General features: G+C 69.7%; 28 protein-coding genes. 12 read left to right on the top strand and 16 right to left on the bottom strand.

Annotated elements, in window-relative coordinates; translation table 11 throughout:
• Nucleotides 1-16 precede the first annotated feature (16 nt).
• The 5 genes from ACQEV1_RS03235 (at nucleotide 17) to ACQEV1_RS03215 (ending at nucleotide 5,057) form a co-directional block, all read left to right on the top strand.
• Entirely contained in the window at nucleotides 17-1,489 is a 1,473-nt protein-coding gene (locus ACQEV1_RS03235) for an RNA-guided endonuclease InsQ/TnpB family protein (RefSeq protein ID WP_433390949.1), read from the top strand.
• Between the two features lie 127 nt (nucleotides 1,490-1,616).
• The gene (locus ACQEV1_RS03230; RefSeq protein WP_433390946.1) at nucleotides 1,617-2,498 is read left to right on the top strand and encodes an ABC transporter ATP-binding protein; all 882 of its coding nucleotides are present in this window, start codon (nucleotides 1,617-1,619) and stop codon (nucleotides 2,496-2,498) included.
• A 20-nt stretch (nucleotides 2,499-2,518) separates the two neighbouring features.
• Complete coding sequence (locus ACQEV1_RS03225) at nucleotides 2,519-3,259, top strand: ABC transporter permease (protein WP_285634986.1); 741 nt, start codon at nucleotides 2,519-2,521, stop codon at nucleotides 3,257-3,259.
• Nucleotides 3,259-4,422: a sensor histidine kinase gene (locus tag ACQEV1_RS03220; RefSeq protein ID WP_433390943.1), complete on the top strand. Its 1,164-nt coding sequence runs from the start codon at nucleotides 3,259-3,261 to the stop codon at nucleotides 4,420-4,422. Before ACQEV1_RS03225 ends, ACQEV1_RS03220 begins: the two co-directional genes overlap by 1 nt.
• 29 nt (nucleotides 4,423-4,451) lie before the next feature.
• Nucleotides 4,452-5,057 (top strand): response regulator transcription factor, encoded by a 606-nt coding sequence (locus tag ACQEV1_RS03215; RefSeq protein ID WP_285634980.1) that lies wholly within the window; start codon nucleotides 4,452-4,454, stop codon nucleotides 5,055-5,057.
• 6 nt (nucleotides 5,058-5,063) lie between these two features.
• On the opposite strand, the gene ACQEV1_RS03210 is transcribed toward ACQEV1_RS03215, so the two are convergent.
• Nucleotides 5,064-5,636 carry a TetR/AcrR family transcriptional regulator gene (locus tag ACQEV1_RS03210; protein ID WP_285634977.1) on the bottom strand — a complete coding sequence of 191 codons (573 nt, stop codon included), beginning with the start codon at nucleotides 5,634-5,636 and terminating at the stop codon, nucleotides 5,064-5,066.
• 81 nt (nucleotides 5,637-5,717) lie between these two features.
• On the opposite strand from ACQEV1_RS03210, the gene ACQEV1_RS03205 reads away from it, so the two are divergent.
• Nucleotides 5,718-7,091 (top strand): cytochrome P450, encoded by a 1,374-nt coding sequence (locus ACQEV1_RS03205; protein ID WP_433390939.1) that lies wholly within the window; start codon nucleotides 5,718-5,720, stop codon nucleotides 7,089-7,091.
• An 11-nt stretch (nucleotides 7,092-7,102) separates the two neighbouring features.
• Here ACQEV1_RS03205 and ACQEV1_RS03200 read toward each other — a convergent pair whose 3' ends face one another.
• From ACQEV1_RS03200 to ACQEV1_RS03190, 3 genes are all read right to left on the bottom strand, one after another.
• Entirely contained in the window at nucleotides 7,103-7,576 is a 474-nt protein-coding gene (locus ACQEV1_RS03200; protein WP_285574451.1) for a MarR family winged helix-turn-helix transcriptional regulator, read from the bottom strand.
• 72 nt (nucleotides 7,577-7,648) lie between these two features.
• Entirely contained in the window at nucleotides 7,649-10,033 is a 2,385-nt protein-coding gene (locus tag ACQEV1_RS03195; protein ID WP_433390934.1) for an MFS transporter, read from the bottom strand.
• Nucleotides 10,034-10,549: 516 nt separating this feature from the next.
• Nucleotides 10,550-11,005: a GNAT family N-acetyltransferase gene (locus tag ACQEV1_RS03190; protein WP_433390931.1), complete on the bottom strand. Its 456-nt coding sequence runs from the start codon at nucleotides 11,003-11,005 to the stop codon at nucleotides 10,550-10,552.
• A gap of 175 nt (nucleotides 11,006-11,180) precedes the next feature.
• Between ACQEV1_RS03190 and ACQEV1_RS03185 the strand changes: the two genes are divergently transcribed.
• A complete protein-coding gene (locus tag ACQEV1_RS03185) occupies nucleotides 11,181-11,312 on the top strand; it encodes a hypothetical protein (protein ID WP_433390928.1) in 132 nt (43 codons plus the stop codon).
• A gap of 504 nt (nucleotides 11,313-11,816) precedes the next feature.
• On the opposite strand, the gene ACQEV1_RS03180 is transcribed toward ACQEV1_RS03185, so the two are convergent.
• The 9 genes from ACQEV1_RS03180 to ACQEV1_RS03140 all read right to left on the bottom strand — a co-directional run bounded on the left by ACQEV1_RS03180 (nucleotide 11,817) and on the right by ACQEV1_RS03140 (nucleotide 17,112).
• Nucleotides 11,817-12,122, bottom strand: coding sequence for a YrhB domain-containing protein (locus ACQEV1_RS03180; protein WP_433390925.1), 306 nt, complete (start codon nucleotides 12,120-12,122; stop codon nucleotides 11,817-11,819).
• Nucleotides 12,122-12,817 (bottom strand): toxin glutamine deamidase domain-containing protein, encoded by a 696-nt coding sequence (locus tag ACQEV1_RS03175; protein ID WP_433390922.1) that lies wholly within the window; start codon nucleotides 12,815-12,817, stop codon nucleotides 12,122-12,124. The genes ACQEV1_RS03180 and ACQEV1_RS03175 overlap by 1 nt, the downstream gene beginning before the upstream one ends.
• A gap of 733 nt (nucleotides 12,818-13,550) precedes the next feature.
• Nucleotides 13,551-13,982: a hypothetical protein gene (locus ACQEV1_RS03170; RefSeq protein ID WP_433390919.1), complete on the bottom strand. Its 432-nt coding sequence runs from the start codon at nucleotides 13,980-13,982 to the stop codon at nucleotides 13,551-13,553.
• Between the two features lie 141 nt (nucleotides 13,983-14,123).
• Nucleotides 14,124-14,528, bottom strand: a complete 405-nt coding sequence (locus ACQEV1_RS03165) for a YrhB domain-containing protein (RefSeq protein WP_433390916.1) — start codon at nucleotides 14,526-14,528, stop codon at nucleotides 14,124-14,126.
• The gene (locus ACQEV1_RS03160) at nucleotides 14,443-15,177 is read right to left on the bottom strand and encodes a toxin glutamine deamidase domain-containing protein (RefSeq protein ID WP_433390913.1); all 735 of its coding nucleotides are present in this window, start codon (nucleotides 15,175-15,177) and stop codon (nucleotides 14,443-14,445) included. Before ACQEV1_RS03160 ends, ACQEV1_RS03165 begins: the two co-directional genes overlap by 86 nt.
• A 113-nt stretch (nucleotides 15,178-15,290) precedes the next feature.
• Nucleotides 15,291-15,719, bottom strand: a complete 429-nt coding sequence (locus ACQEV1_RS03155; RefSeq protein ID WP_433390910.1) for a GNAT family N-acetyltransferase — start codon at nucleotides 15,717-15,719, stop codon at nucleotides 15,291-15,293.
• A gap of 27 nt (nucleotides 15,720-15,746) precedes the next feature.
• The gene (locus ACQEV1_RS03150; RefSeq protein ID WP_433390907.1) at nucleotides 15,747-16,076 is read right to left on the bottom strand and encodes an immunity 53 family protein; all 330 of its coding nucleotides are present in this window, start codon (nucleotides 16,074-16,076) and stop codon (nucleotides 15,747-15,749) included.
• Between the two features lie 71 nt (nucleotides 16,077-16,147).
• A complete protein-coding gene (locus ACQEV1_RS03145; RefSeq protein ID WP_432705672.1) occupies nucleotides 16,148-16,222 on the bottom strand; it encodes a DUF397 domain-containing protein in 75 nt (24 codons plus the stop codon).
• Nucleotides 16,223-16,227: 5 nt separating this feature from the next.
• A complete protein-coding gene (locus ACQEV1_RS03140) occupies nucleotides 16,228-17,112 on the bottom strand; it encodes a helix-turn-helix domain-containing protein (RefSeq protein WP_433390904.1) in 885 nt (294 codons plus the stop codon).
• Between the two features lie 86 nt (nucleotides 17,113-17,198).
• On the opposite strand from ACQEV1_RS03140, the gene ACQEV1_RS03135 reads away from it, so the two are divergent.
• The 4 genes from ACQEV1_RS03135 to ACQEV1_RS03120 all read left to right on the top strand — a co-directional run bounded on the left by ACQEV1_RS03135 (nucleotide 17,199) and on the right by ACQEV1_RS03120 (nucleotide 19,752).
• Nucleotides 17,199-17,723 (top strand): ATP-binding protein, encoded by a 525-nt coding sequence (locus tag ACQEV1_RS03135; protein ID WP_433390901.1) that lies wholly within the window; start codon nucleotides 17,199-17,201, stop codon nucleotides 17,721-17,723.
• Between the two features lie 2 nt (nucleotides 17,724-17,725).
• Nucleotides 17,726-18,073 carry a helix-turn-helix domain-containing protein gene (locus ACQEV1_RS03130; protein ID WP_285634947.1) on the top strand — a complete coding sequence of 116 codons (348 nt, stop codon included), beginning with the start codon at nucleotides 17,726-17,728 and terminating at the stop codon, nucleotides 18,071-18,073.
• Between the two features lie 124 nt (nucleotides 18,074-18,197).
• Nucleotides 18,198-18,779, top strand: coding sequence for a biotin transporter BioY (locus tag ACQEV1_RS03125; RefSeq protein ID WP_433390898.1), 582 nt, complete (start codon nucleotides 18,198-18,200; stop codon nucleotides 18,777-18,779).
• A gap of 94 nt (nucleotides 18,780-18,873) precedes the next feature.
• Nucleotides 18,874-19,752, top strand: coding sequence for a polysaccharide deacetylase family protein (locus ACQEV1_RS03120; protein ID WP_433390895.1), 879 nt, complete (start codon nucleotides 18,874-18,876; stop codon nucleotides 19,750-19,752).
• A gap of 3 nt (nucleotides 19,753-19,755) precedes the next feature.
• On the opposite strand, the gene ACQEV1_RS03115 is transcribed toward ACQEV1_RS03120, so the two are convergent.
• Together ACQEV1_RS03115 and ACQEV1_RS03110 are read right to left on the bottom strand one after the other, a co-directional pair.
• Nucleotides 19,756-20,556 (bottom strand): PhzF family phenazine biosynthesis protein, encoded by an 801-nt coding sequence (locus tag ACQEV1_RS03115; RefSeq protein ID WP_433390892.1) that lies wholly within the window; start codon nucleotides 20,554-20,556, stop codon nucleotides 19,756-19,758.
• A 10-nt stretch (nucleotides 20,557-20,566) separates the two neighbouring features.
• A complete protein-coding gene (locus ACQEV1_RS03110) occupies nucleotides 20,567-21,118 on the bottom strand; it encodes a TetR/AcrR family transcriptional regulator (RefSeq protein WP_285584632.1) in 552 nt (183 codons plus the stop codon).
• A 146-nt stretch (nucleotides 21,119-21,264) separates the two neighbouring features.
• Between ACQEV1_RS03110 and ACQEV1_RS03105 the strand changes: the two genes are divergently transcribed.
• The gene (locus ACQEV1_RS03105; RefSeq protein WP_433390889.1) at nucleotides 21,265-22,599 is read left to right on the top strand and encodes a GH1 family beta-glucosidase; all 1,335 of its coding nucleotides are present in this window, start codon (nucleotides 21,265-21,267) and stop codon (nucleotides 22,597-22,599) included.
• Here the strand turns inward: ACQEV1_RS03105 and ACQEV1_RS03100 are convergent.
• Entirely contained in the window at nucleotides 22,536-23,486 is a 951-nt protein-coding gene (locus tag ACQEV1_RS03100) for an AraC family transcriptional regulator (protein ID WP_433390886.1), read from the bottom strand. The genes ACQEV1_RS03105 and ACQEV1_RS03100 overlap by 64 nt on opposite strands.
• Nucleotides 23,487-23,592: the final 106 nt, after the last annotated feature.

Below are 23,592 nucleotides of genomic sequence, written 5' to 3'. Positions count from 1 at the left end.
CGTTTGCTCTCGTCAGATGCGGTTGGATGGAGGGCCGGTTTTTGTCGTAGGCGCTTGCTGTAATCGTTTGGTGCCTCGACGTGATGATGGTGGGCGGGTGGTGATGCGGACCGCCCGGGTGGGTCTGCGTGTGTCGGCCGGGCAGCGGCGTCGGTGTTTCGGGTTGCTGGTCTCGGCGGGGGATGTGTGGGCGTGTGTGCTTGATATGAACCGGTGGCGGCGGCAACGCGGGCTGCGGCCGGTAACGGGTTATCAGGAGTTGTGCCGGGAGTTGTCGGCGTCGGGGCCGGGCACGTTCGGAGAGCTGGACACCGCCGGAGCGCGGTCGGTGCTGCGGCGGTACAGCGACGCGTGGTTCGTCACCGCCGCGCGCCGCAAGGGCGGTGACGTGGCGGCGCGGTTCCCTCGGCGGAAACGCCGGTTGATGCCGGTGCGCTACTACCACGGCACATTCACTCTCGATGGGCTGCGGCTGCGCCTGCCGGTCAGTCGCGTGCGCACTCCGTTCTGGGTGCGGTTGGACCGGCCGGTTCCCTACCCGCCCGAGCAGGTGCGCTCGGTGACGCTGGTGGCCGAGGGCGGCCGGTTGTTCATTGATGTCACCGCTGAAGTCCCCATCGCGGCTTATCCGCCGGGTCAGGAGCCCGATCAGCACCGCGTCGCGGGAGTCGATCCGGGGGTGATCCACCCGTTCGCGGTGGCCGGGCCGGATGGTGAGGGGCTGGTGGTGTCGGGGCGGGCGATCCGTGCCGAGACCCATCTGCATCTGCGCGACGCGAAGTACCGGCGGCGTGCGGTGGCGCGGCGGGCCCCGAAGCCGGGGCAGGCCGGATCACGGCGATGGCGAAAGTATCGGGCCCGGCAGCGCAAGGTCGAGGCCCGCCACCGGCGGCGGGTCCGCCAGGCACAGCACGAGGCCGCCCGTCAGGTCATCACGTGGGCGGTCGCACGCCGGATCGGGACGCTCGTGGTCGGGGACCCGCGCGGTGTGCTCAACCTCGAAGCAGAGCGGCGGCACAACCGGCGGGTCCGTGATTGGCGGATCGGGCACCTGACCCGGTGTCTCAAAGACAAGGCCGAACAGGCCGGTATCGACCTGACGCTGGTGGATGAGCGAGGCACGTCCTCGACCTGCCCCGCCTGTCACCAGCGGGTTCCCAAACCCAGCAACCGGAATTTCACCTGCACCTGGTGCGGGTTCAGCGGGCACCGCGACCTGGTCGGCGGCGCCAACATCGCCCGGCGCGGACCGGGCGGCACCATCACCACCGGCAATCCGTTTCCGGTGGTGATCACGCACCGTCGAGCCGGACGGCACCTCCCCGGTGCCGGACGGTCCCGGCGTGACCCCAGGCGGTCCCCCCATCACGGCACCGCACACGGGGTCCCTCGGCCGGCCGTGGCCCGCCCCACCCCGCGTGGGGAGTCGCTCGCCCACCACAGCGAGGATCAGCCAACCCCGCCTCTCCTCGAGGCAAACGTTGACTGACACGGCACTAGAACCTCGCCCCGGTCCCGTACGAATGAAGTCACGGGACCAGGGATGACAAATGTCATCGCGAACCCGGGATTCGCGGCACTACGCGTCTGACCTGCGCGAACCTAGCGTTATCCCCATGAACGCGATCACTTTCACGGGAGTGTCGAAGAGCTACGGCGCGGTCCGCGCCGTCGAGGCTCTGGACCTGGAGATCGCCGCGGGACAGGCCGTCGCGCTGCTGGGTCCCAACGGCGCCGGCAAGTCCACCTCCATCAACATGCTTCTCGGCCTCATCCGGCCCACGGCCGGGACCGTCGGCGTCTTCGGCCAGGCCCCGGACGCCGCCGTACGCGCCGGGTGGATCGGCGCGATGCCGCAGGACGGCGCGCTCGTCCCCGGGCTGACCGTACGGGAGGTCGTGGAGTTCGTCCGGAGCCTGTACCCCGAGCCGATGCCGCTCGATGAGGTGCTCTCGCTGGCGAACCTGACGTCCCTGGCCAAACGCCGCGCCGACCAGCTGTCCGGCGGACAGGCGCAGCGGGTGCGGTTCGCCATCGCCGTCGCGGGCGCGCCCCGGCTGCTGGTGCTGGACGAGCCGACCGCGGCCATGGACGTGGAGTCCCGGCGGTCGTTCTGGGCGAGCATGCGCGCGTACGCGGCGGGCGGCCGGACCATCCTGTTCGCCACGCACTACCTGGAGGAGGCGGACGAGAACGCCGACCGGGTCGTCGTGATCAGCCACGGGCAGGTCGTCGCCGACGGGACCGCCCAGGAGATCAAGTCCGCCGCCGGGGGCCGTACGGTGCGCTTCACGATCGGCGACCGGCCCACGGCCGGGCTCGACACGCTCCCCGGTGTGACCGGCATGGAGGTGCGCGGCGGCTCCGTACGGCTGCGCACCACCGACCCCGACGCGACCGTACAGGCGCTGTACGCCTCCGGCGTCGAGGTACGGGACCTGGAGGTCAAGGGCGCCGACCTGGAAGAGGCGTTCCTGTCCCTCACCGGCGACAACTGACCCTCGAAAGGACTCCTTCGATGCTTCGCTATCTCGCGCTGGAGATCCGGCGGATGTACCGCGACCGGCGCTTCGTGTTCTTCACCATCGCCCTCCCGGTCGGCTTCTACCTGCTGTGGTCCAACATCTTCGCCAAGGGCGACGTGGACGCCGATACCGGGCTGGACGCCAAGACGTACCTGCTGGTCTCGATGGCCGCCTTCGGCGCCCTCGGCGCGTCGCTGACCACGACCGGCGCGCGGCTGGCCGCCGAACGCCAGAGCGGCTGGCTGCGGCAGCTCCGGGTGACGCCGCTGCGGCCGTGGGCGGTGATCATCGCCAAGGTGGTCGCCTCGATGTGCCTGGCGCTGCCGGCCATCGTCCTGGTGGGGGTCGTCGCGGCCGTGACCCAGCACGTCCACCTGACCGTGGGCGAGTGGGCGGGAATGATCGGCGCGATGTGGCTCGGCACGCTCCCGTTCGCCGCGCTCGGCACCCTGATCGGCTCGCTCGTCGGCCCGGACGCGGCGCAGCCGCTCACCATGGCCTGCTACCTCCTTCTCGCCATCCTGGGCGGAATGTGGATGTCGGTGAGCCTGCTGCCGAAGACCCTGCGGCACGTCGCACACTGGACTCCCTCGAATCGCTTCGCCGACCTCGGCTGGAGCATCGTCGCCGGGCACACCCCGCCCGCCTCGGACGTCCTCGTCCTCGCGGGCTGGAGCGTGGTGCTCGGCACCCTTGCGACGGTGGCCTACCGCCGCGCTACCGTTCGCTCCTGATGAGCATCCTCACCCCCAAGGACCCTGGGTGGGAGTCCTCCCCCAGGCCCTGGCGAAGGGCCGCGTGGACCTCACTCGGGCTGGTCTACCTGCTCCTGCCGACGAGCAGCCTGTTCGGCCACGGCCACAGCGTGCCGGCGAGCATCGTCCAGCTGGCGGCGCTGCTCTCCTACGCCGCGAGCTTCATCGCCCTGGTGCTCGCCAACAACCCGTGGACCGGCGAGACGAACCGCCGCACGTACGTCCTGATCGGTGTGCTGTTCGTCCTGGCGATCGGCTACCCGCTGCTGTTCGGCCCCGACTGGGGCGGGCTGCTGGTCTACTTCGGCGTCGCCTGCGCCATGGCCCTCCCGCCGCGGTGGGCCGGGCGCGGGGTCGTCGCCGCCGCCGCGCTGACGGCGATCATCTGCGCCTCACTGGGCGTCCGGAACAGCAGTCTGGCACTCGTCACCTTCGAGACGCTGACCGTCGGCCTGCTGCTGTTCGCGTTCCGTACGAGCCGGATGCTCGTCGTCCAGCTCCGGGAGGCGCGCGGCGAGGTCGCCCGCCTCGCCGCGAACGAGGAGCGGCTGCGCATCGCCCGTGACCTGCACGACCTGCTCGGGCACACGTTGTCGCTGATCGTGCTCAAGAGCGAGGTGGCCACCCGGCTGGCCGAACGCGACCTGGACCGGAGCGTCGCCGAGGTGCGCGACATCGAGGCCGTGGCCCGGCAGGCGCTCGCCGACGTGCGCGAGGCGATCTCCGGCTACCGCCAGCGCAACCTGACCGACGAGCTGGAGAACGCCCGCAGCGTCCTGGCCGCCGCCGACGTCGAGCTGACCATCAAGTCCTCGGGCACTCCGCTGCCCGACCAGGTCGACGGCCTGTTCGGCTGGGCCGTACGCGAGGGCGTCACCAACATCGTCCGGCACGCGCGCGCCCGTACCGCCGCGATCACCGTCCGCAGGCAGGACGGCACGGCCGTTCTGGAGATCATCGACGATGGCACGGGCGCCGGTGAGGCGCCGACCGGCAACGGCCTGCGCGGGCTCGGCGAACGGGTCACGGCCTCGGGTGGCGCCGTCGAGGCCGGTGCCCGCGCGGACGGCGGGTTCCGCCTGGCCGTACGCGCGCCGCTGACGCCGACGACGCCGCGTGAGCCGGCCGGAGAGACTGCTTGATCGCCGTGTCTTCATCTAGAGTCGCCAGCGTGATCCGGGTGCTGCTGGCCGAGGACCAGGGCATGGTGCGCGGTGCGCTCGCGACCCTGCTGAACCTCGAGGACGACATCGAGGTGGTCGGCGAGGCGGCCGACGGCGACGAGGCCCTCACGGTGGCCGCGCGCACCCGGCCCGACGTCGCGCTCCTCGACATCGAGATGCCGGGCAAGGACGGCATCACCGCCGCCGCGTCGCTGCGTGAGGCGCTGCCCGACTGCCGGATCGTCATCCTCACGACGTTCGGCCGGCCGGGCTACCTGCGCCGCGCGATGGAGTCGGGCGCGTCGGCGTTCCTGGTCAAGGACAGCCCGGCGAAGGAGCTGGCGGCGGCGATCCGCCGCGTGCTCGCGGGCGAGCGGGTGATCGACCCGGCCCTGGCCGCCGCCGCGTTGAGCGCCGGCCCCAACCCGCTGTCGCCGCGCGAACGTGACGTGCTCGCCGCCTCGGCCGACGGTTCGACGATCGGCGACGTCGCCGGACGCCTCCACCTGTCGGAGGGCACGGTGCGCAACTACCTGTCCTCGGCGATCCGCAAGACCTCCGCCCGCAACCGCATCGAGGCCGTCCAGACCGCCCAGCGCCAGGGCTGGCTCTGAGCATCCTCACGCAGGTCGCAGGCCGGCCGCGGCCCAGAGCGTACGGGCGCACAGGTCGCACAGTTCGTCCCGGGTGATGGCCGGGTCGTCGAGCCATTCCAGGATGGCGACGGGGACGAAGGCCAGCCAGCCGGTGACCGCGATGCGCGTCTGTTCGTCCACGGTCGTCACCGCGCTCAGTCCGGCGAGGATGCGGTCGCGCAGGGCGGTGATCCGCGATCGCTGGATGCGATGGAGGTCGTCGTCGGTGGCGGCGGCCTGGTGTGCCACCCGGAAGCCGTCGGGATGGCGTTCGGCGTAGCCGATGTAGATCTCCAGGCCCGCCTTGAGCTGGTCGAGCGGCGGCAGCGTCGGGTCGGGCGCGCTGGCCTGCAGAAGCTTGGCGCCCTCGGCCTCCACGATGGCCAGGAAGAACGCCCGTTTGCTGGGGAAGTAGTGGTACAGCAGCCCCCGGGAGACCTCGGCGATGTCGGCGACCTCGTCGATCCACACGTCCTCGTACGGGCGGCGGGCGAACAGTTCGGCGCCGATCGTCAGCAACTGCGCGCGCCGCTGCTCGGTGCTCAGCCGTCTCCGCATGACGCCGATCATATTGACTTGAGTTCAACAAGCGGCGCATCGTGGGGTTACTGAACCTGATTCAATAGCTGGGAGACACGTGTGGACACCACCGGCATTCCGCATCCGCCGCACCGCCTGCCGCTGCTGGGCGACGTGGTGGGCCTGGATCCCCGCGCCCCCGTCCAGTCGTCGTTGCGGCTGGTCCGCGGCCTCGGTCCGATCTCGGTCCGCAGGGTCCTCGGCACGGAGATCATCACCGTGGGCGGGGCCGACCTGGCGGCCGAGCTGAACGACGAGACCAGGTTCGGCAAGCACGTCGGGCTGAGCCTGCGTCCGCTGCGCCGCATCGTTGGCGACGCCCTGTTCACCGCCGAGGACGGCGAGCCGAACTGGCGCCTGGCGCACGACATCCTGCAGCCGGCGTTCACCCGCGACGCGATGCGCGGCCATCACGCGATCATGGTGGAGGTGGCCCGGGAGCTCCTGGACCGTTGGGACGCGGTGGCCGACCACGGCGGGCAGGTCGACGTCACCGGCGACATGACACGGCTGACGTTGGAGACCATCGGCCGCGCGGGGTTCGGCTACCGGTTCGGTTCCTTCGACCGCGACCGCCCGCACCCGTTCGTGACCAGCATGACCCGGGCGCTGCGCCACGCCAACCTGTCGGTGGCCCCGCCCGTGCGCCGGGTGCTGGCGGGCTCGGCCCGGCGGCACCGGGCGGACATCGAGGCGATGAACCGTCTCGTCGACGACGTCATCCGCGCCCGTCGCGGTGGACCGACCCCCGAGGCGTCCGACCTGCTCGACCTGATGCTACGGACCGCCCATCCGGAGACCGGCCGCCACCTGGATGTGGTCAACATCCGTCGGCAGGTCATCACCTTCATGGTCGCGGGCCATGAGACGACCTCCGGCGCGCTGTCGTTCGCTCTCTACCACCTCACCCGCGCCCCGGAGGCTCTGGCGCGTGCGCAGGCGGAGGTGGACGCCCTGTGGGGCCGGGCCCACGATCCCGTCCCCGCCTTCACCGACATTCCCAGGCTGCGATACACACGCGCCGTGCTGGACGAGGCGCTGCGGCTGTGGCCGACGGCGCCCGGCTACCTGAGGGCCGCTCGCGCCGACACCGTGCTCGGCGGCCGGTATTGGATGAGCAAGGGCGACTGGGCTCTGGTGATGCTGCCGCTGCTCCACCGCGACCCGGACGTGTGGCCCGATCCCGACCGGTTCGAGCCGGAGCGGTTCGCCCCCGGCCGGGCCAAGAAACGCCCCGCCCACGCGTACAAGCCGTTCGGGACCGGGCAGCGCGCCTGCATCGGCCGCCAGTTCGCCCTGCACGAGGCCGTTCTGGCACTCGGACTCGTCCTTCACCGCTACCGCCTGGTTCCCGACGACGGCTACCAGCTGAAGATCGCCGAGTCCCTCACGCTCAAACCTCAGGGCTTTCGCCTCGCCCCGCGCAGGCGCTGACGCCGGGCCGCCTACAGGTGGCCCGCCTTGCTCTCGGTGAGGTCGTTGAAGCGGGCGAGCATCCGGCCCAGCACGCGGACGTCCTCGGCCGGCCAGGTGCCGAGCATCGCGTGGAAGCGTTCCTGCCGGGCGGTGCGGGCGGTCTCCACCCTCCGGCGTCCCTCCTCCGTGAGGACGAGCAGGTGGGCGCGGCCGTCATCGGGGTCGGGCCGGCGCTCGATCAGTCCGAGCTCTTCGAGGCCCTTCACCTGGCGGCTGATGGTGGCCTTGCCGACGCCGAAGTAGTCGGCCAGATCGCTGGGGCGCGAGCGGGCACAGTCGTGCATGCCGATGAGCAGGCCGTACGCCGCGGGCTCGAGTTCGGGGTGCACCTCGCGCGCCACCTCGGTGGACAGCGCCCGGGCGCGGCGGAACAGCACGCCGAGCTCGTGCTCGACGGCCTGGTACGCCTCGTGCTCGCGGCCGACCGTGGTCATCTCCGTCATCGTTCCCTCATCTGCCCTCATACCCGGCGGTTTCCGCCGGACCGCCCCCTCCGGCGGCCCGGCGGACCCATGTCATCCGGCGGGGTGGCCGAGCCACAGGTCGTGCGCGTCCTCGCCCTGGCGTGCCAGGTCGACTCCGCTCGTGACCTGCGGGTACCCGGTGGCCGTGACGGTGTACTCGCCCTCCCTCAGGCCGGTGAAGGCGTACTCCCCGTCGGGACCGGTCATCGTCACGCCGACGACGTTCCCGGCCGCGTCGAGCAGCGTGACGCGCGCGTCGGGGATCGGGCCACGGCCCTCCGCCCGGATCGTGCCGTGCACCCGTACGCCGGGCAGGAGCTCGATCTCCTGGCGGGTCAGGCCGTTGCCGACCTCGACCGGCACGGCGGCCGGGCGGTACGAGGTGGCGCTGACCGCGAGCGTGTAGACGCCGGCGGTCACCGCCGGGAAGAGGAAGCCTCCTCCGGCGTCGGTCGTGCCGCCGGCGACGACCTCGCCGTGTGCGTCCGTGACGACGACCATCGCGCCTTCGACGGGTGCGCCGCCCGCGCCGCGGACGGTGCCGGCGAGGCCGCCGGAGCCGGTGAGCGTCACGTCGAAGTCGATCGGCCGGTCGCCGACCACGAGGGTCGCGGCCTGCGGGTCGTGGTCTCCCGCCGCGGCGATCAGCACGTAGGTGCCGCTGCCGGGGGCGGGCAGGGCGTACCGTCCGTCGTCACGGGTGGTCGCGCGGCCGATCTGGCGCCCCCGGACGTCGATCAGTGTGATCACCGCACGGGCCACCGGAACACCGCCGTTGCGGACGACGCCGCGGATCGCGCCGGCGTCCGGCGACTCCTCGACTCCCGTCGCCAAGGCGGTGACCTGGCCGTCGACGGCCGGGACCGGGTTGCCGACGCCGGCCGGGACCAGCTCCGGCTCCCGGCGCTGGGCGTGCCGACCCGAGGGGGCCACGCCGGCCGGCGCCGGCTGGGTGTTGGACGTGCGCAGCGGCACCTCCTTGATGAACAGGATCACGATCACCGCGATCAGCGCGCACGGCGCGGCGTACAGGAAGACGTTGCCGATGCCGTGTCCGTACGCGTCCTGGACGACCCGGCGGACCGGGGCGGGAAGGGCGGAGAGCTTCGGGAGCGAGCCACCGGTGCCGGAGGTGTGCACGCCGATGCGCGCGAGGCCGTCCATCATGTAGTGGGTGATGCGGTTGCCCAGCGCCGCGCCGAGCGCCGAGACGCCGATCGCGCCGCCGAGCGAACGGAAGAAGGAGACGGTCGAGCTGGCCACTCCCAGCTCCTGCGTCCGCACCTGGTTCTGCACGCACAGCACGAGGTTCTGCATGGTCATGCCCAGGCCCGCGCCGACACAGAACATGTAGACGGCGACCTGCCAGTAGGCGGTGTCGTAGCGGATCGTGCTCAGCAGGGCGTACCCGACGGTCATCGACGCGGCGCCGAGCACCAGAATGTACTTCCAGCGTCCGGTCGAGCTGACGATGCGCCCGGAGATCGTGGAGGCGACGGCCAGGCCGCCGATCATCGGCAGGGTCATCAGGCCCGCCTTCGTCGGCGAGTCGCCGCGGGCCAGCTGGAAGTACTGGCTGAGGAACGTCGTCGCGCCGAACATCGCGACGCCGACGAACAGGCTGGCCAGCGTGGACAGGGACAGCGTGCGGATGCGGAACAGGCGCAGCGGCACGATCGGCTCGCTCGCGAAGGTCTCGGCCACGACGAACAGCACCGCCAGGACGACCGCGCCGCCGATCATCGCGGCGGTCTGCCACGACAGCCAGTCGTACTTGTCGCCGGCGAAGGAGACCCAGAGCAGCAGCAGAGCGGCCGCGCCGGAGAACAGCGTCGCGCCGAGCCAGTCGACCTTGACCTTCCGCCGGGCCGTCGGCAGGTGCAGGGTCTTCTGCAGGACGATCAGCGCGATGACGGCGAACGGCACGCCCACGTAGAAGCACCACCGCCAGCCGAGCCAGGAGGTGTCGACGATGACACCGCCGATGAGCGGACCGCCGACCGTGGCCAGGGCGAAGACCGCACCCGTGTAGCCGGAGTAGCGACCGCGCTCGCGTGGCGAGATCATCGCCGCCATGATCACCTGCACCAGGGCGCTGAGCCCACCGGCGCCGAGGCCCTGCACGACGCGGGCCGTGATGAGCATGGCGGGGTTGTGCGCCTGACCGGCGATGGCCGAGCCGGCGACGAAGATCACCAGCGCGAGCTGGATCAGCAGCTTCTTGCTCACCAGGTCGGCGAGCTTGCCCCAGATCGGGGTGGTGATCGTCATCGAGAGCAGCGTCCCGGTGATCACCCAGGTGTAGGTGGTCTGGCTCGCGTGCAGATCGGCGATGATCGTCGGCAGCGCGTTCGACACGACGGTGGACGACAGGATCGTCACGAACAGGCCGAGCAGCAGCCCGGACAGAGCTTCCATGATCTGCCGATGGGACATCGGGACACCTGAGGAATCAGGTGCCGCCGCCCGCACCTCGGCCGGTGCTGCGGTTGCCATCAATCTCCTTTCGCGCGCCCGGAACGTGCCCCGGGCGGGGGGACGGTGCTCGCTCGCTGCGCGGCGACACTCGCGTGAGCCGGCCGCTGAGGGCCGGGGAGCGTCGGCGACGCGCCTGCCGGCAACCGGCGGTGCGACGTCGGGCGGTCTCTCCCGGATGCGCGGCTCGCCGTCTCGGCGCGGCACCACGACGTCGGGCGCGTGGCCTGTTCGGGCGGCGTATCGCCGCCTGACGGCTCGATCACCATGCCCGACCCACCCAGCCGCGCGAGCGGTTCGTGACAGCGGTCCTCCGATGCCACGACGGACACTCGCATTTGGTTGCCTGAGGCAAGTATGCCACAAATTGGTTGCCGCAAGCAACCTTCTCCCCGACCGTCCGTGGGTCAGGGCGCGCTCAGGCAGGTGAGGTGGAGGAGACGGCCGGCGAGGGTGTCGGCGTGAGGGCTTTCGCGGTCAGAGGGCTCTCGTCATGAAGACGCTGTGCGGGTCGGGCCGGTAGTCCGCGAAGGGCTCGCAGTAGTCGAAGCCGAACTTCTCGTACAGCTTCCTCGCCGGGAGGAAGAACTCGGCCGAGCCGGTCTCCAGGCTCAGCCGGCTGAAGCCCATGAGCTCGGCCTCGGCGAGGATGTGCGCCAGCAGCAGGGACGCGACCCCGCTCCGCTTGCGCGTCGGCGCGGTGCGCATCGACTTCAGCTCGGCGTGGGCCGCGTCCAGCCTCTTGATCGCGCCGCAGCCCACCACCGAGTCGCCGTCCCGCACCGACCAGAACGTGACCTCGGGTGCGCGCAGCCCGTCGAGGTCGAGGGCGTGCTTGCTCTCCAGCGGCGTGATGGCCCGCATCTGCTGGACGTGCTCGTGGAGGAACGCGGCGATCTGCGGGCCGGACAGGTCGTCCACGACGATGTTCATTCCGCTCCTCCGTGCTACTCGCAGGTCAGGGCGACGGTACCAAGGTTGGCGAAACGGGCGCGGATGGTACTGCCGGGCTGCGCGAACACGGCGTCGGTCAGCCCGCCGGTCAGTACGAGCCAGCCGGGTTCGAGGGTGATCCCGCGCCGGGCCAGAGTCCTCCGAGGGCGCGGTGATGGGTGCCTTGGCGGTGGTCGGTTCGATCCACGACCTTCCCGCCGAGCCCGACCCGGACGTCACCGCCACCGTCCTGCACGCGGCGGGCGAACTGTCACGCCGCGGCCTCTACCATCCGCCGGGCGGGTAGGAGGACCTCGTGCGCGCGTTCGGTGCGATCACTCCCGCTCCGCACCGTGCCGCCGTTCATACTCCTGAAGTGCGAGGGCCGCCGATGAAGTACCTGGATACCGACGAGGCCGCGCACGTCCGATCCCTGTTGCCGCGGTCGAGCCGGGTGTTCATTCCGGCCTTGGTCGATGCCGTTGCTCCAGAGCCAGAAATCTCCGATCTGTCGACCGATCCGGATGGTGTGCGGGTGCCTGACCACCGAGAATCTCGGCGCGGACGAACCACGGCAGGCCCTTGCGGCGGCGCTGGAGGAGATCGACGACTGGCGGTGGGACGTCGCTCCCTTCGACGTGGAAGCCGATCGCGGCGGTCAGGGCGGAATTCCGCACTTATGCCACAGGCACGGAGAACGCGCCGCGGCACTTGCCCGCCGTGGCAGACCAGTACCGCTGCTGATCGCGACCTGGCCGACGAGACCGGTGAGGTCGACGCGCCGCGAGGCTTGCCGGACTCCCGTCTCCTGTCAAGTGCGCGGCTGGAATTTCGCCGGGTCGGCCTCATACGCTGTTACGGCGGCGTTGACGGAGTAGAACGAGGAGAATTCGACAACCTTTCCATCTCCGCGGCGTACCAGGATCGGGCCGTTACCGATCAAGGAGTGGCCCATGTTGCCCATTTCGAGCGCCTGCACTGCATTATAGAAAAAGAACCAGCCATACGGTCGTTCCACCGTTTCGCTCTCTACTACAGCGACCGTGGGGAAGCCACCTTCCAAAGGGTACATATTATTCAAGTAATCTTGTACTATTCGCTTCGCCTCTGCTGCCATCACAAGCCGGATACCCCCGTCTTGAAGTAGTAGAAATTCATTTCATGCGAGAACGCTTCAGCGGATAGTTCGGTCCCCATCGTCTGGGTCTGGACATCGATATATATCGGGAACTTGCTTGTAGTCACAACATTAATTACGTGTCCCGGGGTGTTTGGCGCCACCGGGTCCCACATAAGCATTCCGGTGGTTCCATGCTTTTCCGTCGATATCCGATTTGCGATGGATTGGAGGTCGCTCGACTTGAGGTAGTCGGTCACTCCTCCCAGCCGATAGGCTCTTCGAGTCATCGTTGGAAGTTGTTCGCTAACTTTGATCGCAAGACTCGGCCCAGCCACCCGGGGAGTGCCGTGCACTATATCGTCCAACGCGAAGGCACACTCCTTGCAGTTGTTCTTGAAGTCGCCCGGATTGACGTGAGGCAGGATTTCGCGCATATCGTCTACCGACAACGAACTTCCGCGCGCTCTCGCTTTGTCAAGAACATCGGAAATCGCCGCATAGTGTTCCCGGTAGGAATAATCCAAAAGCAGTTCTCTGTCGGGAAATTTTGCAGCTTCGTGCGGTCGAAACTCAAGCAACCGGCCGCCACCTCCGACGTCTGCCGGCTCGCGCCAGAAGTCCGCAGCAGCATGGAATATTCCGATCTTTTCGACGGCTTCTCTTGCTACGCTTTCGGCGCCACCGACGTCCACACTATTCCTCACCTCTCTAAACGGCGCTCGTCACTGTTCTTAGACGACGCCCGCTTGTCGCACGCCCCTTGCGCGAGGCCCAGCCCGACCGACAGTGCTGACGGGTGTCCCCAGCGTCACGCCCAAGCCGACCACGCAGCGGCTCGCGACATCGATCGCCGCCGTGACGTACGGACGTCCGATCGGCAGCCGGTGCCGCTCGTCCACCATGATCGACCACCGTGTGATCGATCTGCACCTGTTCCCCGCAAGTCCTCGATCTCCGGTTGGGGTCCGCCCGCCGGACCCAGCGCCCGCGCCGCGTCCGAGCCCTCCCGCGCCGACACCACTGCCACCGGATCCAGCCAGCCGATCCGCCGTTCCAGCGTCCCCCGTGACGGCGGGGGGCAACCCGCGGGCGCGGCACAGCCGGACGACCTCCTTGCGCACCGCCGTCACGAACGGCGTTGCCTACGCAAGTACCGCTGCCGGATCACCTCGGCCGGCAGCGCCTCCACCTCCCCGGGCAACCGGCCCCGGCCACGCCCACCGCTGGATCGCCCGGGAGGCAGATCCGAGACGACGCCGTCACCCTCCCGCCAACGGCGCAGCAGCACATACACCTGACGGCGTGAAAGTCCCAACTCACTGGCCGCAGAGTCGCCCGCCTCCACACCGGGCCGATCCTCCCGTGCCAACCGGCCAACCACCTCAGCACGCCGAACCGCGATGGGCCAGGCCTCGTCCGAGGCCGTCAGCACGCCCCGCTCAACGACTCGGCCGACCCGCCGTCCCAGGTCCGGCGCAGGAGGCCTCTGACCAGATCGTCGAAGAGCGCGGCGAGTTCGTCGTCGGTGATGGCGTCGGGGCGGGTCAGCACCAGATGTCCGAAGTGCTCGGCGGCGGCGACCACGGCGTGGGCCGTCCAGCGGTGATGTCGGGCGGTGGCGGCGTCCAGGTCGCGGCCCCTGCCGATGAAGTCGGCGATGGCTTCGCGTACGACCTCGCGCCCCTGCTCGATCCGGTCGAGGACGGGCGCCGGTGTCTGCGCGCCGGTGCTCAGGACGGGCGTCCAGGTCTGCGGGTTCTCTCGTACGGCCCGCGCCCACGCGCGAGCGATGTCTCGTGCGAGGTGCTTCGAGGTGAGGTGACGCGGCTGGCGGTCGAGGGCTTCGAGGTACCTCACCTGGCGCCGCCGCCGGCCAGCGGCATCAAGACGCTCGGGCCGATGACGATCTACACCGGCGGCGATCACCCGTCGTCGGCGACGATGCCGGTGCGGAAGTAGCGGTCTGGCTCAGTCGTCGGCATCAGCCGTTCGGTGGAGTCACCCCAGCTCCACGCCGTGCTGCTGTTCATACTCCCGAAGTGCGGCTTCATTGGTGTAGATCGACGTGTACGGGATGAGCCGGCCGTCCTCGCGCAGTATGAGCAGGGGTCCCACCCCGGCCAGCCCCTGGTCCGGGTCACGGGTTCTCACATAGGTCGCGGTCGCGCAGGTGAACAGCCAGCCGTACGGCCTTTCGATGGTGGCCGCGTCGTCGATGACGATGTCCTCAGCGCCCTCCATAGGCGGAAACTCCCGGGCGACGTAGTCCCGGGCGATACGATCCGCCTCGTCCCTGCTTATCACTGCCAACACCGCCTCATGCCGTGCGATAGAAGTCGAACGCCTTGAAATTGTCGACGTAAACCGGACGGGTCTCTTCGAGGACCGACCCGTACTGGCCATCAAGGTAGGTCAGCCGCCCATTCACATTGGCGACGTTGAAGATATGGTTCCGCCCAGGCCCATCGTGCGCGATGATGATGCCACGCGATCCCGTATTGCTGCGGATCATGTCTTCCACGCCGTCCAGCCCGCTCAGCCCACCGTAGGTCTCGATGGCACGCGTTCGGTAGACGCCTCGCGCGAGTGGAGTCATCGAGCCCTGCAGCGGACCGGCGACAGCGGGCCTGCCGCGCAGGATGTCGTCGACGGCCAACGCGGCCTCTGGGCAGTTTCGCATGCTTCTGAGGGTGTCGAGATTGACACTTCTCGTCGCGTTCACCTGCCTCACGGCGACCCGGAGGTCCAAGGCGGAGAGAGGACGGTCTCCGGCCTCTTCCAGAACGCGACTGACCTTCGCGTGCGCTTCCCGCATCGCCGCCTGCTCGGCCTCTGTCAGCGGCGCGGCGGCCCGATCGAACATCTCCACGCGCTGCGGACGCAGTTCGGCGAGCGGCACCTTGCCCCGGCGTACGTCGCTGAACTTCCCGAAGTCGTCGATTCCGGCCGCTTCGTTGTCCAACCGATTCGGCCGAGCGACGCGCTTGAAGAACGGCAGGACACGGCGGAAAATCCCCGCGCTCGCCTCTGATAACAGCCGCCCCTCGGTCATCGGTCACCGTCCGGCGCAGCCCCGTGACACGGCGGAAAGCCCCCTGGCATCGCTTCACCAATCGCGGACGACACGGTCGTTCTTCAAAGGTCTAGGGCAGGGATAAGCGCTTGTCAATGAAGGCCGAAAGAGCCGGCCCGGCTCCGGAGGTACATCACACCGGCGTCGGTCGACCTGAATCCGCATGCGTCGAAGTAGAAGCCGCGCAGGTGCGGCTCGAAGTCCACGTGCAACCATTCACAGCCGGCGTCGCTGGCGGCCGCCGCCGCCCGACGGACGAGTTCGGTCCCGATCCCCAGGCGTTGGTGGTCCGGCCGCACCTTGGGATCGAGAAGAAACGCGTGGTCACCGCCGTCCCACGCCACGTTGGCGAAGCCGATCAAGGTCGCGTCGTCACGATGCGCGCTCACCCAGCCAAGACTGTGCTCGCGGACCCGATCCCACCACCCCGGCTCCACCCGGCCGCCGTGAGACGCGGTCAGCACGACCAGCGCCTCGTCGGACAACTCCGCACGCCAGCGGTAATCGATCTCGAGCTCCACCCTGCGACGGTCTCACGGCCGACGAGGTCAGGCGGCCGGGCCGGTCGTCCAGAGGCGGAACTCGTGGAGGGCTTCGGCGAGGTTGGCGGGGCCGCAGGCGGCCTGGAAGGTGGTGTCGTCGGTCCAGGTCACGCACCAGTCGTCTTCGCTGCGGTGCACCTCGCGGCGGGTGTAGGTGTCGGGGGCGAGGCCGGTGTCGGTCAGGTCGACGGTCACCTGCCAGCCGGGGTTGTCGAGAGTGGTGATGGTGATGCCGTGGCCGTGTTCCCAGTCCCCGTCGCACTGGGCGACGTACCAGGCCTGCAGCCAGGTCCACACGTCGGGCCGGTCGGGGTCATACCGAAGGTCGGGGGCCATGCCGCGAGAGTAGGCGCCGGTCCGACCGGGCGCTGCTGCCCCTCAGCCGAGGCCGAGGGGCAGCAACAGGCCTATGCCGTGACGACGGCCACCTCGACGCATTCGCCTCCGCCGTTGCTGTGGCTGCTCTTTCGCCACTCCGCCATCTCGTTCACGTTTTGAACTCCCTTGCTGCTTCGTGAAGGAAACTCATGCTTCGGGCTTCGTTGCGCGCCGACGTCCAGATGGCGTTGAACGCCATGTCGTAGCGCTCGATCTCCTCGGGTTTGTCGAGATACAAGGCACCGGTGAAGCCGTCCACATAGACCGTGGGCGGCTCTCTCTCCCGACCGTCACCCGTGGTCGGGAATCGCATCATGACGAACGGCCCGGACAGGAGCCCATCGTGGAAGCCCGTCTCGAAGGGAACGACGCGGAGGGACACGTTCGGCTGGTTCGTCGCCGCGATGAGCCGTTCGAGCTGGCCCGCCATCACCTCCTCGCCGCCGACCGCACGACGTAGGACTGCTTCGTTGAACGCTACCTTCACGGTAGGCCCCGCGGTGCCCCTGGTAAGGAGTGACTGGCGCGCGATACGTACCTGGACCAACCGTTCAATGTCCTCCTCGCTTGCGTGCGGGTAGTGGGCGCGGATCAACGTCCGGGCATAGTCGGGGGTTTGGAGCAGTCCCGGTACCAGTTCGGACGTGTACCAGGAGAGTTGCGACGCGGCCTCCTCCAGGCCGATATACAGATCCAGGCTGTCTCTGATGACGTCGCCGTACGCGTGCCACCAGCCGCGGGCCTTGGTCTCCTTGGCCAGGGCCATCAGGGCCTCGGTGACGTCCGGCGGGGCGCCGTAGACGCGGCACATCGCTTCCACGTCGAGGCTGCGGAGTGAGGTCTGGCCGGTCTCGATGCGCCAGAGCTTGGTCTCGGACCACTCCAGCTTGTCCGCCGCCGTTCTTACGGTGAGACGTGCCCGGTTGCGCAGTTCGCGTAGATGGCGACCGAGTTGTCTGCGTGGCACCGTCGAGCCCGTCGGTCCGTCGGTCATTGGATCCGCCTCTCACTCGCTATGGGGGATGTCTTTCACTCGTTTTGAAAGCCTCGGAGCCCTCGATTAGCAATGACATACGTCAAATGCGTGATCGTTTTGAGGTACTCCCGGTGAAGCCTTGCAGAGCGCCTTCGTCAACTGCTTCACTCAAGCACATCACGCACCGGGAAATGAGGATATCGATGGCCACCGTCATTTTGGGGGCGCTCGACATCGTCGGCCTACCTGCGGAGGTGGCGCCGGCGCGGCACTGGCTCCGTAAATTGCTCGCCGACGATCACGCGGAAATCGTCGACGACGTCGTGCTCATGGCATGCGAGGCGGTGACCAATTCGATCTGCCATTCCGACTCCGGCCGTCAGGTCCAGTACGGCGATCCGGGGACCGTCGCGCTCGTCGTTTCCGCCACTCGCGGCATAATGCGCGTCGCGGTGACCGACGCCGGCTCACGGACGAAAGTCCCGCACGTCGCCGACGACGGTCCGGACGCCGTCAACGGCCGTGGTCTGCACCTGATCGACCTGCTGAGCGGCGGCCGCTGGGGCACCTCCTGCCACGACGGCGGCCGTACGGTCTGGTTCGAGGTTCCGATCGGCCGGGGTGCGTAGGGATGCACGACGACGACCTGCTCACTCCCCGGGAGGCCGCCCGGCTGCTCCGCGTCAGCGTGCCGACCCTGGCCTGGTGGGCTCGCATCGGCGCGCTGAAGCCGGCGCTCCACACCCCCGGCGGCCACCGGCGCTACCGCCGCGCCGACGTCCTCGCCTTCCGCGAGAGCGCGGACCGCGAAGATCCCGAGCGCGAGCGCAGGGAGCAGGACGCGGTGCGCCTGTACGAGCAGGGCTGGTCGATCCGCCAGGTCGCGGACCGCTTCGACTGCGGCTACGGCGCGATGCGCCGCATCCTCATGCGCCGTACGACCCTGCGTGGCCCGAATGACCGGCACCGGCCGTACTGACCAGGGCACGCCGCCGTACGGGCCGGACAAAGGCCGAGCACGGATCTTTGGCGGGGCCGCCACGCGCCTTCCTCACGAGGTAGAGCGACAATTGTCCGGTTGGCCCTCGAAAGGAAGGTTCCACGTGTCCAACCCCCAGGCTGCAGTGGCACGTCCGGCGGTGCTCGGCGACCTCGTCCCGGGCCGCTTGGTCCGTGACGTCGCGCTCGTCATCGGCGCGGCCGTGTTCGTCGGTATCGCCGCGCAGATCAGTGTGCCGTTGCCGGGTACCCCGGTGCCGGTGAGCGGGCAGACGTTCGCCGTGCTGCTCTCCGGCGCCGCGCTCGGGCTGAACCGTTCGGCCATCTCGATGGCCCTGTACGCGCTCGCCGGCACGCTCGGCGTGCCGTGGTTCGCCCCGGGTGCCCCCTCCGGCTGGCACTTCGCCTCGTACGGCTACATCCTCGGATTCGTGCTGGCGGGCGCGGTCGTGGGTGCGCTGGCCGCACGCGGCGGTGACCGGTCGCCGCTGCGCACCGTCCTGACGATGACGTTGGGCACCGTGCTCATCTACGCCGTGGGCGTGCCGTGGCTGATGGCCATGACCCACTCCGGCTTCGGCGCCGCCCTCTCGATGGGCGTCCGTCCGTTCCTCATCGGTGACGCGCTGAAGGTGCTGCTCGCCGCGGGTCTGCTGCCCGCCGCGTGGCGACTCGTGCGCCGCTGATCTTCGGTGAACCGGCCCGGCGGATCTCGCCGGGCCGTTTCGCGTTGAGGCCGGGCTTGAACCTCACACTGGTGTGAAGTCTTACCGTCCCGGCATGACGAACACCACGGAGAACGAGCTCTTCGACTACAGCCCGATCACCGAGCGGCCGGCGATCAGCTGGCCCGGCGGCGCCAGAGTCGCCGTCTACGTCGGGCTCAACATCGAGCACTTCCTGATCGACCGCCCGTCCACCAGCATCTGGCCCGGCACGGTGGACCTGGTCCCCGACGCCCTCAACCACGGCTGGCGCGACTACGGGGTACGGGTCGGCATCTGGCGCACGATCGAAAGCCTCGACCGGCACGGCATCCGGCCGAGCGTGCTGCTGAACTCCGAGGTCGCCGACCACTATCCCCAGATCATCAAGGCGGGCCTGGACCGGGACTGGGCCTGGCTGGCGCACGGGCGGACCAACTCGATCCTCCACACCGGCATGGACCGCGACGAGGAGCGCCGCGTCCTCACCGAGATCGTCGACACCATCACCGCCGCCACCGGCCGCCGGCCGCACGGCTGGATGGGACCGGGACTGACCGAGACGTTCAACACCGCCGAGTTGCTCGCCGAACTCGGTCTGTCGTACGTGCTCGACTGGACCAACGACGACCAGCCCTACCGGTTGAACGTGCCCGGCATGATCAGCGTCCCGTACTCGGTGGAGCTCAACGACCTGAATCTCTTCGGCAAGGGCACCACCGGGCCGGAGTTCGTGCAGATCGTCAAGGACCAGTACGAGCAGTTGAGCGCCGACTCCGCGCACAGCGGCCGGGTGATGGCGCTGGCCCTGCACCCGTTCGTCACCGGCCAGGCGTTCCGGGCCAAGTATCTCGACCAGGCGCTGGAGTACCTCGCCGGACGACCCGACGCGTGGGTGACCACGAGCGACGAGATCGCCGAACACTACGTGCGCACCTCCGCCGAGACGCGGTGAGACTCATCGCGCGCCGAGGGCGGCGACGCCGCCGACGTACAGGTGGGCACCTCCCGGGCCGGTCTCGGCCGTGATGGAGGAGGGGGATCCGACGGCGTCGCCCATGTCGACGGTGACGGTGGTGAAGCCCTGGTGGGACAGGTGGGCGGCCAGACAGCCCGTGCTGTTGGCGTTGGCGATGTCCTCGGGAACGCCGATCGACGGGGCGAACATGCGTGCGGCGGCGTGCCCGTCCGCGGCGGGGACGGTATGGACGTAGCAACCGAGCAGGCCGAGACGGTCGCAGGCGTCGCGCAGCCGGTCCAGGTCGGGAGCGAGGGCGGCCAGGTCCGCGCGGGTGGGGACCGGGATGAGCATCCGGGGCCGTCCCACGGAGGCGACGACGGCCGGCCCGGCGACCGCCGGAAAGAGGGGAAGGATCAGGTCGCGCTCTGGTGCGGTGGTGACCCGGAGCGTGACCGGGCCCGGATCGAACGACGCCTCGAACCCCTCGGATCGCCGCACGGCCCGGCCGCTGAAGGAGCGCCCACCCGCGTACAGGGTGGTCCGGTACTCCGGCAGACCGGACCGCTCGGCGAGAACCGCGAGCGCCGCGACCGTTCCGTGGCCGCAGGCGGGAAGCTCGCCCTCGGTGGTGAAGAATCGCAGCGCCACCCGCCCGTCGCGGACGGAGAAGAACACGGCATGCGAGGCGCTCCACGCCGCCGGCACGGCACGCCGCTCGTCGTCGGTGAACGGACCGTCCGGCACGACGGCGGTCGGGCTGCCGCCCCGGCCGTCGCGCAGACAGGCATGCACGATCACGGTACGACGCTCAGGACTCGAAGTGGCGGGCCAGGTAACCGGTGATGAGCTGCTCCGCCTCGGCGAGCAGAGCCGGGTCGCCGTCGCGTTCGGTGCGGAAGGCCAGCTTCAGCACGGCGTCGGCGGCCTCGACGGCCACCGCGAGGGCGCGGGAGAACTCCTCGGTGTCGGGCACCTCGAACGCCTCGACCAGCAGGCCGCGCAGCCGGTCGGCGACGACCGCGTTGTTCTCCGCGCCACCGTCGAGGAGCCGGACGTCGGCGATGTCGCCGAAGCGCAGCACGCGGAAGCCGGGGACGGTGCGGTGCATGTCCACGAAGATCTCGATGACCGTGCCGACCGCGTCGTACCAGTGCGGAAAGCCACCCTCGGCCAGGCCCCGGGCCACCCGCTCGCCGAACATCTCCAGGTTGCGGAGCGCGAGCTCCTGCGCGATCGCCCGCTTGTCGGGGAAGAACTGGTAGACCGAGCCGATCGCGACGTCCGCGCGCTGGGCGACCTTGGTCGTGGAGAGGCCGTCGTAGCCGTTCTCGTCCAGGATGTCCGCGCAGGCGTCCAGCATGCGCTGCACCCGCTCGGCGCTGCGTCGCTGAGCGGGCCTGCGTCTCAGTGCCGAGGTATCCGTCGTCACACGTACAATCATGCCTTTTCCAGTGGCACACCGGCCCCGTAGGATCCGAAACCTCCTCACATTTCCGGGAGGTCGCGATGACGCTGGTACCGGGGTCGACGTCCGAGTTCCAGTGGGGTGTCGCCACCGCGGCGTTCCAGATCGAGGGGGCGACCGGCGAGGACGGCCGGGGCGCGTCGGTCTGGGACACCTTCTGCCGCGAACCGGGACGGATCCGCGACGGGCACACCGCCGACGTCGCCTGCGACCACTACCACCGCTGGCCGGAGGACCTCGACCTGATCGCCGGCCTCGGCGCGCGGGCGTACCGGTTCTCCATCGCGTGGCCGCGCGTGCAGCCGGACGGCTCCGGGCCGGTCAACGCCAAGGGCCTGGACTTCTACGACCGGCTCGTGGACGGGCTGGCCGAGCGTGACCTGAACGCCACGGCGACGCTGTTCCACTGGGACCTGCCGCAGCCGCTCGAGGACGCCGGCGGGTGGCTGAACCGCGACACGGCCGCCCGGTTCGCCGAGTACGCCGCGATCGTCGCCGAACGGCTGGCCGACCGCGTCGCGCTGTGGATCACGCTGAACGAGCCGATGGTCGTCATGGCCTACGGGTACGCGTTCGGCGTGTACGCCCCGGGCCGGACGCTCATGCTCGGCGCGCTGCCCGTCGCGCACCACCAGCTCCTCGGGCACGGCCTCGCCGTGGAGGCGCTGCGCGGCGCCGGCGCCCGGTCGGTCGGGATCGCCAACCACTACACGCCCGGGCGGGCGGCGAGCGACCGGCCCGAGGACGCCGCCGCCACTGAGGCGTTCGACAACCTGCTGAACTGGCAGTTCACCGACCCGATCCTGCGCGGCGGCTACCCGGACCTCGGCGTGGACCTGCCGCACGTACACGACGGCGACCTCGCGGTCGTCTCCGCGCCCATCGACGTCCTGGGCGTCAACTACTACAACCCGGTCGGCGTCGCGGCGCCCGCCGAGGGTGACGAGCTGCCGTTCACGATGACCGACGTGCCCGGGGCGCCGCCGGTGACCGGGATGGGCTGGCCGGTCGTCCCCGCCGCGCTGCACCGGCTGCTGACCACGTTGAAGAGCCGGTACGGCGACGCGCTCCCGCCGATCCAGATCACCGAGAGCGGCTGCTCCTACGACGAGGCGCTCGACGACCGGCCGCGCATCGACTACCTGTCCGCCCACGTCGACGCCGTACGGGCCGCGATGAACGACGGCGTGGACGTGCGCGGCTACTACGTCTGGTCGCTGCTGGACAACTTCGAGTGGGCCGAGGGGTATCACCCGAGGTTCGGCCTGGTCCACGTCGACTACGCGACCCAGCGGCGCACGCCGCGCGCCTCCTACGCGTGGTATCGCGACCTGATCGCCGCCTCGGGGCCGGACGGCCGGCCCCGCCGTCGGTAGCGGCTCGGGGACACGCCGGCGATGCGAGTGAAGGCGTGGCTGAACGAACTCTCCGATGCGTACCCGAGGCGCTCGGCCAGTGCGGCGACCGTCGTGTCGGTCTCGCGTAGCGCTCGCTCCGCGAGGCGGACACGCCAGTGCGACAGGTAGGTCAGCGGGGGCTGACCCGAGACCTCGCGGAACCGGTGGGCGAAATGGCTGCGCGACATCCCTGCCGCCGTGGCCAGGTCGGCGAGCCCCCAGGCGCGCCCGGGGTCGGCGTGCATGAGAGATACGGCCGGACGCAGTCGTGGATCCGCGAGCAGGCGAAGCCAGCCGGGATGTGAGACGGCCTCGCCCCGAAGACCGATGCGCAGGACCTGGAGCAGGAGGAGCTGCGCGTGCTGATCTATGGCGAAGCGTGCGCCCGGATTGTCGCTCGCGGTCTCGGCCATGATCTGTTCGAGCAGGCGACGCATCTCCGCCGCTTCGGTGCTGGCCGCGCTCGCGTGGGTCACGCCCGGCAGCGCCGACGTGAAGAGGCTCGCCGCGGCCGGGTCGAAATCCACGTGCCCGCCGATGATCACGACGTCGTCGCCGCTGCCGGGCCGGCCACGGTGATCCTGCTCCGAGGTGCGGATCTCCGTTGCCTCGGCCGGGCGTAGCCGTGGATCGCTGCAGAGCACCGTGGAGCCGACACCGTTGAGCACGACGGCGTCTCCGGCGACGAGTCGCGACGGAGGGCCGTCGTCGACGATCAGCCAGCAGGAGCCCCGGACGACGGCGTCCAGCTTGACCGGAGCGTCCGGCCGGAACCGGAACGCCCACTCTCCACCGGCCCGGAGCTCGCCCGAGATCAGACAGCGGGCGTTGACCAGCGCGAGCATCTCCGAGAGGGGATCGGGCATCACTATCGGACTCTAGCGCAAGAATTCGCCACTCTGGAGCATTCAAAGTCCACATCGGCGCGACCAGACTTGCCTTCGCGACAGTGAACCCCGATACCCGAAAGCA

The organism is Actinoallomurus sp. CA-142502, assembly GCF_050936355.1.
GTDB lineage: Bacteria > Actinomycetota > Actinomycetes > Streptosporangiales > Streptosporangiaceae > Actinoallomurus > Actinoallomurus iriomotensis.
Note: the sequence above shows the minus strand (reverse complement) of the source record. Positions and strands in the feature narration are given on the sequence as shown.

Excerpts from the sequence above, each read along its gene's own strand:
- ACQEV1_RS03120 (WP_433390895.1), top strand. The coding sequence starts at position 18,874 with ATGACGAACACCACGGAGAACGAGCTCTTCGACTACAGCCCGATCACC.
- ACQEV1_RS03135 (WP_433390901.1), top strand. The coding sequence starts at position 17,199 with ATGCGTGATCGTTTTGAGGTACTCCCGGTGAAGCCTTGCAGAGCGCCT.
- ACQEV1_RS03190 (WP_433390931.1), bottom strand. The coding sequence starts at position 11,005 with ATGAACATCGTCGTGGACGACCTGTCCGGCCCGCAGATCGCCGCGTTC.
- ACQEV1_RS03235 (WP_433390949.1), top strand. The coding sequence starts at position 17 with ATGCGGTTGGATGGAGGGCCGGTTTTTGTCGTAGGCGCTTGCTGTAAT.
- ACQEV1_RS03130 (WP_285634947.1), top strand. The coding sequence starts at position 17,726 with ATGCACGACGACGACCTGCTCACTCCCCGGGAGGCCGCCCGGCTGCTC.
- ACQEV1_RS03110 (WP_285584632.1), bottom strand. The coding sequence starts at position 21,118 with ATGCTGGACGCCTGCGCGGACATCCTGGACGAGAACGGCTACGACGGC.
- ACQEV1_RS03150 (WP_433390907.1), bottom strand. The coding sequence starts at position 16,076 with ATGGCCCCCGACCTTCGGTATGACCCCGACCGGCCCGACGTGTGGACC.
- ACQEV1_RS03210 (WP_285634977.1), bottom strand. The coding sequence starts at position 5,636 with ATGCGGAGACGGCTGAGCACCGAGCAGCGGCGCGCGCAGTTGCTGACG.
- ACQEV1_RS03185 (WP_433390928.1), top strand. The coding sequence starts at position 11,181 with ATGGGTGCCTTGGCGGTGGTCGGTTCGATCCACGACCTTCCCGCCGAG.
- ACQEV1_RS03105 (WP_433390889.1), top strand. The coding sequence starts at position 21,265 with ATGACGCTGGTACCGGGGTCGACGTCCGAGTTCCAGTGGGGTGTCGCC.
- ACQEV1_RS03165 (WP_433390916.1), bottom strand. The coding sequence starts at position 14,528 with ATGGCCAGTACGGGTCGGTCCTCGAAGAGACCCGTCCGGTTTACGTCG.
- ACQEV1_RS03225 (WP_285634986.1), top strand. The coding sequence starts at position 2,519 with ATGCTTCGCTATCTCGCGCTGGAGATCCGGCGGATGTACCGCGACCGG.
- ACQEV1_RS03100 (WP_433390886.1), bottom strand. The coding sequence starts at position 23,486 with ATGCCCGATCCCCTCTCGGAGATGCTCGCGCTGGTCAACGCCCGCTGT.
- ACQEV1_RS03195 (WP_433390934.1), bottom strand. The coding sequence starts at position 10,033 with ATGTCCCATCGGCAGATCATGGAAGCTCTGTCCGGGCTGCTGCTCGGC.
- ACQEV1_RS03230 (WP_433390946.1), top strand. The coding sequence starts at position 1,617 with ATGAACGCGATCACTTTCACGGGAGTGTCGAAGAGCTACGGCGCGGTC.
- ACQEV1_RS03140 (WP_433390904.1), bottom strand. The coding sequence starts at position 17,112 with ATGACCGACGGACCGACGGGCTCGACGGTGCCACGCAGACAACTCGGT.
- ACQEV1_RS03180 (WP_433390925.1), bottom strand. The coding sequence starts at position 12,122 with ATGGCAGCAGAGGCGAAGCGAATAGTACAAGATTACTTGAATAATATG.
- ACQEV1_RS03160 (WP_433390913.1), bottom strand. The coding sequence starts at position 15,177 with ATGACCGAGGGGCGGCTGTTATCAGAGGCGAGCGCGGGGATTTTCCGC.
- ACQEV1_RS03200 (WP_285574451.1), bottom strand. The coding sequence starts at position 7,576 with ATGACGGAGATGACCACGGTCGGCCGCGAGCACGAGGCGTACCAGGCC.
- ACQEV1_RS03220 (WP_433390943.1), top strand. The coding sequence starts at position 3,259 with ATGAGCATCCTCACCCCCAAGGACCCTGGGTGGGAGTCCTCCCCCAGG.